This window comes from Pengzhenrongella sp., assembly GCF_036565025.1.
In the GTDB taxonomy this organism is placed as follows: domain Bacteria; phylum Actinomycetota; class Actinomycetes; order Actinomycetales; family Cellulomonadaceae; genus Pengzhenrongella.
In genome coordinates this window covers 1-6,778 of sequence record NZ_DATCNW010000430.1, presented here as the reverse complement: position 1 = coordinate 6,778, position 6,778 = coordinate 1, and the positions used below count along the sequence as shown (strand labels likewise).

General features: G+C 71.5%; 6 protein-coding genes. All 6 read left to right on the top strand.

Annotated features, from left to right (window positions below):
* Positions 1-327: substrate-binding domain-containing protein (locus tag VIM26_RS24640; RefSeq protein WP_331955976.1), on the top strand; the 327-nt coding region annotated here is incomplete at its 5' end.
* Between the two features lie 32 nt (positions 328-359).
* The gene (locus VIM26_RS24635; RefSeq protein ID WP_331955975.1) at positions 360-1,370 is read left to right on the top strand and encodes a 2-hydroxyacid dehydrogenase; all 1,011 of its coding nucleotides are present in this window, start codon (positions 360-362) and stop codon (positions 1,368-1,370) included.
* A complete protein-coding gene (gene manD / locus VIM26_RS24630; RefSeq protein ID WP_331955974.1) occupies positions 1,367-2,584 on the top strand; it encodes a D-mannonate dehydratase ManD in 1,218 nt (405 codons plus the stop codon). Before VIM26_RS24635 ends, manD begins: the two co-directional genes overlap by 4 nt.
* Before the next feature lie 5 nt (positions 2,585-2,589).
* Positions 2,590-4,149 (top strand): mannitol dehydrogenase family protein, encoded by a 1,560-nt coding sequence (locus VIM26_RS24625; protein WP_331955977.1) that lies wholly within the window; start codon positions 2,590-2,592, stop codon positions 4,147-4,149.
* Between the two features lie 56 nt (positions 4,150-4,205).
* Positions 4,206-5,240: an alcohol dehydrogenase catalytic domain-containing protein gene (locus tag VIM26_RS24620; protein WP_331955973.1), complete on the top strand. Its 1,035-nt coding sequence runs from the start codon at positions 4,206-4,208 to the stop codon at positions 5,238-5,240.
* 2 nt (positions 5,241-5,242) lie between these two features.
* A complete protein-coding gene (locus VIM26_RS24615; RefSeq protein WP_331955972.1) occupies positions 5,243-6,622 on the top strand; it encodes an MFS transporter in 1,380 nt (459 codons plus the stop codon).
* The last annotated feature ends 156 nt before the right edge of the window (positions 6,623-6,778 follow it).

Here is a 6,778-nt window from a genome sequence, read left to right as displayed (position 1 = left end):
GCGGCGGTCGTCTCGAGCGGCGCGACCGCCGTCGTCGCGTACAACGACCTGGTGGGGCTCGGCGTGATCTCCGGGGCGCGCAAGCTCGGGTACCACTGCCCGGAGCACCTGAGCGTGGTGGGCATCGACGACCTCGACGTCGCGGCCGCCGCCGAGCCCGGCCTGACGACGATCAGCGTGGCGATCGCGCGCAGCGGGTCCCTCGGCCTGGAGCTGCTGCTGGACCTGATCGGCGGAAAGCCGGTACCCGCGGAGCCCGCGCACCTCGGCTCCCAGCTCATCGTCCGAGGCTCCACGTCCGCCGCCCGCACGCCGGACTTCCGATGAGGCCGGGCTTCGAAGACAACGAGACGAGCGACGTGACCGAACAGCCTGCGAAGACCCCCGACCCGCTCAAGATCGTCATCGCCGACGCGAACCTGCTCCCGCTGCGCGCCGAGCTCGAGGCTGGCCTCCCGGCCGGTGCGAGGGTCTCCTGGCACCCGCGTTTCGACGAGGATGCGCTGGTCGCGGACCTGCCGGACGCCCGCGTGTACGTCGGCGCCAAGTTCACGGCCGCGATGGGCGACGCCGCCAAGCGCCTCGAGCTCGTGCACGTCGCCGGCGCCGGCTTCGACGGGATCGACGCCGAGGCGCTGCCCGACGGCGCCGTGGTCGCCAACACGTTCCACCACGAGGCCTCCATCGCCGAGTACGTCGCCTCGACGACCGTCGTGTTGCGCCGCAGGCTGCTCGATCAGGACCGCGAGCTGCGCACCGGGCACTGGGCGTCGCCGGTCTACGAGCCCGGCCGCCCGCAGGTCCGCGGGCTGCACGGAGCGACCGTCGGGATCGTCGGTTTCGGCCACATCGGCTCGCGGACCTGGCAGCTGCTGCGCGCGTTCGGCGCGCGCGGGATCACGGTCACCCGCAGCCCGGTCGACGACGCCGCGCACGGCCTGGACTGGGCCGGCGGGATCGAGGACCTGCCCCGGCTGCTGCGCGAGAGCGACGTCGTCGTGCTGTGCCTGCCGCTCGGGCCGAGCACCCGCGGGCTGATCGGGGCGAGCGAGCTCGAGGCGATGCGGCCCGACGCCGTCCTGGTGAACGTCAGCCGCGGCACGCTGGTCGACGAGGCGGCGCTGTACGCCGCGCTCAACGAGAACCGCATCGGCGGCGCGGTCCTGGACGTCTGGTACCAGTACCCGGCGGCCGGCTCCCACGGCCGACCCGCGACCCTCCCGTTCGGCGAGCTGTCCAACGTCCTGCTCACCCCGCACATCTCCGGCGTCACCCGCCAGACCTTCGAGGGCCGGGCCGGCGACATCGCCGCCAACATCCGGCGCCTCGCCGCTTGTGAACCGATCCAGAACGTGGTGATTTCCCGATGAGCTCCATGATCGTGGCCGCCGAGGTCATCCTCACCAGCCCGAGCCGCAACTTCGTGACCCTGAAGGTCACGACCGACGACGGCGTCGTCGGCTGGGGCGACGCGACCCTCAACGGGCGCGAGCTCGCGGTCGCGTCCTACCTCAAGGACCACCTCGCGCCGCTGCTCATCGGCCGCGACGCGCAGCGCGTGGAGGACACCTGGCAGTACTTCTACCGCGGCGTGTACTGGCGCCGCGGCCCGGTGACCATGGCCGCGATCGGCGCCGTCGACCTCGCGTTGTGGGACATCAAGGGCAAGCTCGCCGGGCAGCCCGTCTACCAGCTCCTCGGCGGCGCGGTCCGGATGAGGATCCTCGCGTACACGCACGCCAGCGGCTGGGACACCCCCGAGCTGCTCGACTCCGTGGACGAGAAGCTCGACCGCGGCTTCCTCGCGGTGCGCGCCCAGTCCGGGGTGCCCGGGCTGGACACCGTGTACGGCGTGCACCACGGTGAGGTCTCCTACGAACCGGCCGGCCGCGGCAAGCGTCCCGTCGAGGAGACCTGGGACACCGCGGCGTACCTGCGCCACGCCCCCACGATGCTCGCCGCGGTCCGCGAGCACGTCGGCCCGGAGATCGCGCTGCTGCACGACGCGCACCACCGGCTCACCCCGAACCAGGCGGCTCGGCTCGGCAAGGCGCTCGAGCCGGTCGACCTGTTCTGGCTCGAGGACGTCACCCCCGCGGAGAACCAGGAGGTGCTGCGCCGGGTCCGCGAGCAGACCACGACGCCGCTCGCGATCGGTGAGGTCTTCAACACGATCTGGGACTGCAAGGACCTGATCACCGGGCAGTACATCGACTACATCCGCACCTGCGTGATGCACGCCGGCGGGATCTCGCACGCCCGGCGCATCTTCGACCTGGCCGCCCTCTACCAGGTCGGCGCGGCGCCGCACGGACCGTCCGACGTCTCTCCGATCACGCTCGCGGCGTCCCTGCACCTCGGCCTGGCCACCCCGAACTTCGCCATCCAGGAGTTCATGGGCTACGAGCCGATCGACGACGAGGTGTTCCGCCACGACTACACGTACAAGTCCGGCTACCTGCACCCGGGCGACGCGCCCGGTCTCGGCGTCGAGCTCGACGAGAAGCTTGCGGCCCGCTACCCGTACAACCCGGCGTACCTCCCCGTGGCGCGCAAGCGCGACGGCACGATGACGGACTGGTGACCCCCATGCTGACCAACGACCTGCGCGCGCCGGGCGACCTCGCCCAGCTGAGCGCCACCACGATCCCCGCGGGGGTCCGGGGCCATGACCGGCCCACCCCGCGCACCGGCATCGTGCACCTCGGCCTCGGCATCTTCCACCGGGCCCACCTCGCGGTCTACACCGCCAAGGCCATCGACGCCGACGGCGGCGACTGGGGCATCTTCGCCTCCTCGCGCCGGTCCGAGACGCCGGACGCGATGCGCGCGCAGGACCTGCTGTACAGCGTGGTCGACATCGCGCCGGGCGCCGAGGCCATCACCGTGCCCGCGGTCCACACGGCCGTGCTCGGCCGCGGCGACCCCTCCTGCCTCGTCGTCGAGGAGATCGGCAAGGCGACCACCAAGATCGTGACCCTGACGGTCACCGAGGCCGGCTACACGTTCTCCCCGGGCACCCAGCGCCTGGACCTCGACAACCCGCTGGTCCGCGGCGACCTCGCCGGGGCCACCTCGCCGGCGACGGCCATCGGCCAGATCGTGCGCGGCCTCCAGGTCCGGGTGCGCACCCACGGGGCACCCGTCACGGTCCTGAGCTGCGACAACCTCGCGGACAACGGCGACCTCACCGCGCACCTGGTGCGGCACTTCGTCGAGCTGCTGGCGCCGGACGAGAGCGTCCCGCTGCTCGGGTACCTCGAGTCGTCCGTGACCTTCCCCAACTCCATGGTCGACCGGATCGTGCTGGACACCGCGGACCGGCACCGCGCGATGGCGGCCGAGCGCCTCGGCGTGCGCGACGACGTCCCGGTCCCCGCCGAGCCGTTCAGCATGTGGGTGCTGCAGGACAACTTCGCCGCCGGGCGACCGCGGTGGGAGGTCGGCGGTGCGATCTTCACCGACGACGTCACGCCGTACGACGTGCTCAAGCTGCGCCTGCTCAACGGGACGCACTCCCTGCTCGCCTACCTCGGTGCGCTCGACGGGCAGGCCACGATCCCGGACGCGCGGTTCCAGGACTTCATCGCCCAGGCGGCCGGCACGCTGCTGCGCGAGGAGTACCTGCCGACGCTGACCGTGCCGGCGGCCGTCGACGCCGAGCAGTACATCGCCCAGCTCTTCTCCCGCTGGTCGAACTCGGTGCTCGCCGACCCGACCAGCCGGGTGGGCTCCAACGGGTCCGGCAAACTCCCGCAGCGCATCACCGAACCCATCGCCCACCACCTCGCCCGGGGCGTGATGCCCGAGTACATCGCCCTCACCGTCGCGGGTTTCATCGCCTGCATCGCCCCGCTCGACGGGTTCGAGCCGGGTCCGTTCGCCCGCGCGATGGCCGATCCCGCCAAGGAACGCCTCGCGGCCTTGGCCCGCACCTGCACGACGGCGGGCGAGCTCGCCTGGGCGGTCTTCCGCCGCGGCGACGTGTTCGCGCCCGTGCTCGCCGATCAGCCCGGTCTGGTCGACCGGGTGGGGGAGTACCTCGACCTGATCTTCACCACCGGCATCCGTTCCGCGGCGGCCGAGGCAGCCCGGTCCAGCGCTAGCTCCGGCACCCACACCCACACCCGCACCAGCACCCTGCACTGACCCGCCGGCCCTCGGGCCCCAGCGAGTTCGTCTCTCAACGAAGAGGAGCCACGTCCATGGCACTGCCAACTCGAACGCGCGCCGCGAGGATGTACGGGGCGCGCGATCTGCGCGTCGAAGAGCTCGCCGTCCCGCAGATCGGGCCCGACGACGTGCTGGTCGCGGTCGCCGCCGTCGGCGTCTGCGGGTCGGACATGCACTACTACGACGCCGGCCGCAACGGCCTCAACGTCGTGCGGCAGCCGACCGTGCTCGGTCACGAGGCGGCCGGCGTCGTCATCGCGGCGGGCACGACGAGCGGGGTCGCAACCGGTACGCGGGTGGCCGTCGAACCCGCCGTCGGCTGCGGGACCTGCCCGACCTGCCGCGAGGGCCGGTACAACATCTGCCCGGTCGGGACCTGCCTGGGTTCCCCGCCCACCGACGGCACGATGTCGGAGTATCTCGTCGTGCCCGCCCGCTCGGTGCACGCGCTGCCCGAGAGCATCGACACCGTCACCGGCGCGATGATCGAACCGCTCGCGGTCGCCGTCTGGGCGGTGCAGCGCGCCCAGGTGCGCGTCGGGCACCGGGTCCTGATCACCGGTTCGGGGCCGATCGGGATCCTCGCCGCCCAGGTCGCCCGCGCCGCAGGCGCGACCGAGATCGTGATGACCGACGTCAACGACGACCGCCTCGCGATGGCCCTGACGTTCGGCGCGACCCGGGTCATCAACACCGCGCGAGACGAGCTCGACGTCACCGGCGTCGACCGCGTCCTGGAGTGCACCGGAGTCCCGACCGCGGCCTGGAGCGCGATCACGACGGTCAAGCCCGGGGGCAGGGTCACGGTCGTGGGGCAGGCCGCGCCGGCGGTCGACGGGCTGCCGCTCGCCTTCCTCCAGCGGTACGAGATCGACCTCGTCACCGCGTTCCGGTACGCGCACGCCTTCCCCACCGCGATCGCCCTCGTCGAGTCCGGCGCGGTCGACATCGAGCGGGTCATCACCGGGCGCTTCGCGCTCGCGGACACCGCCAAGGCTCTGCAAGCTCCAGTGCTCGACCCCAGTCACCTCAAAGTTGTGGTGACCCCGATGCCGAAGGGTGCATGACAATGAACGAATCCAAGACGCTCGAGACGTCCCGGACCGAGTTCCCGGAGGTGCCCGTCGACCCCGCGAAGGTTCGCCGCGCCGCGTGGGCCGGCCTGGTGGGCACGATCCTCGAGCAGTACGACTTCGTGGTCTACGGCACCGCGTCGGCGCTGATCTTCCCCCAGCTGTTCTTCCCCGACCAGTCCCCGACCGCCGGGATGATCGCGAGCTTCAGCGCCTACGCGATCGGGTTCGCGGCCCGCCCGCTCGGTGGACTGTTCTTCTCCCACTTCGGTGAGCGGTTCGGCCGCAAGTGGGTGCTGGTGACGACGCTGTTGCTGATGGGAGCCGCGACGTTCGGCATAGGCTGCCTGCCGACCTTCGCGAGCGCCGGCGTCCTCGCCCCGATCCTGCTCGTGCTGTGCCGGTTCCTGCAGGGCTTCGGCGCCGGTGCCGAGCAGTCCGGCGGCGCGACCCTGCTCACCGAGGTCGCCCGGCGCGGCAAGCGCGGACAGCTGTCCGCGTTCGTCATGATCGGCGCCGCCCTCGGCACCGCGATCGGCGCGCTCGTCTGGGTGCTCGCCCAGCTGCTGCCCGACGACGCCCTGCTCGCGTGGGGCTGGCGGGCCATCTTCTGGAGCAGCCTGTTCGTGACGGTCGGCGCGATGATCATCCGCCGCAAGCTCTCCGAGAGCCCGGTGTTCGTCGAGCTGAAGGCGGCCGGGCACGTCGAGCAGGCGCCGCTCAAGGCGATCGCCAAGGACGGGCGCCTGCAGGTGCTCAAGGTCATCTTCATGAACTTCGGCGTGACCACGCAGTCGTACACCTACCAGGTCTTCATGGCCTCCTACCTGGTCGCCGTGATCGGCGTCGACCCGAAGTTCGTGCCCAAGGTGCTGCTGATCGGCGCGCTCTGCGCGGCCTTCGCCGCCTTCGTGACCGGGACTCTCTCCGACCGGTACGGCCGGCGACGGATGTACCTGATCATCACCGGGGCGCTGATCTTCCTGCCCGTGCCGAGCTTCCTGGCGCTGTCCACGAAGTCGCCCGTCGCGATCGTCGTGGTGATGATCCTGGGCTTCATGCTCGCCGCGCAGGGCGCGACCGGCGTGCAGATGAGCTTCTTCCCGGAGATGTTCGGCAACCGCTACCGGTACGCCGGGGTGACCCTGGGGCGCGAGTTCTCCTCGATCATCGGCGGGGGAGTGGCCCCGCTGATCTGCGCCGCGCTGCTCGCGGCGTTCGCCAACTCCTGGGTGCCGGTGGCGATCTACATGATGGTCACCATGCTCGTGAGCTTCCTGGTCACGCGCACCGTCCCGGAGACCGTCAACCGCGACCTGAACACCCCCGACGACGCCAAGTGGGGCGACGCCCGCCCGCTCGTCGCCGCCAACTGATCCCCTCCGCCAACTGATCCCCTCCGCCAACTGATCCCCTCCCAACTGAACCCCTCCCAACTGAACCCCTCCCAACTGCCTCCGCCCCCCCGCCCGCAACGTCCGAGCGTTGACGTCCTATAGGACGTCAACGCTCGGACGTCCCGGGGGGGATGG

What these genes read in the sequence shown, in the direction of transcription:
- VIM26_RS24620 (WP_331955973.1), top strand. Translation starts at nt 4,206, where the DNA reads ATGGCACTGCCAACTCGAACGCGCGCCGCGAGGATGTACGGGGCGCGC.
- VIM26_RS24615 (WP_331955972.1), top strand. Translation starts at nt 5,243, where the DNA reads ATGAACGAATCCAAGACGCTCGAGACGTCCCGGACCGAGTTCCCGGAG.
- manD (WP_331955974.1), top strand. Translation starts at nt 1,367, where the DNA reads ATGAGCTCCATGATCGTGGCCGCCGAGGTCATCCTCACCAGCCCGAGC.
- VIM26_RS24625 (WP_331955977.1), top strand. Translation starts at nt 2,590, where the DNA reads ATGCTGACCAACGACCTGCGCGCGCCGGGCGACCTCGCCCAGCTGAGC.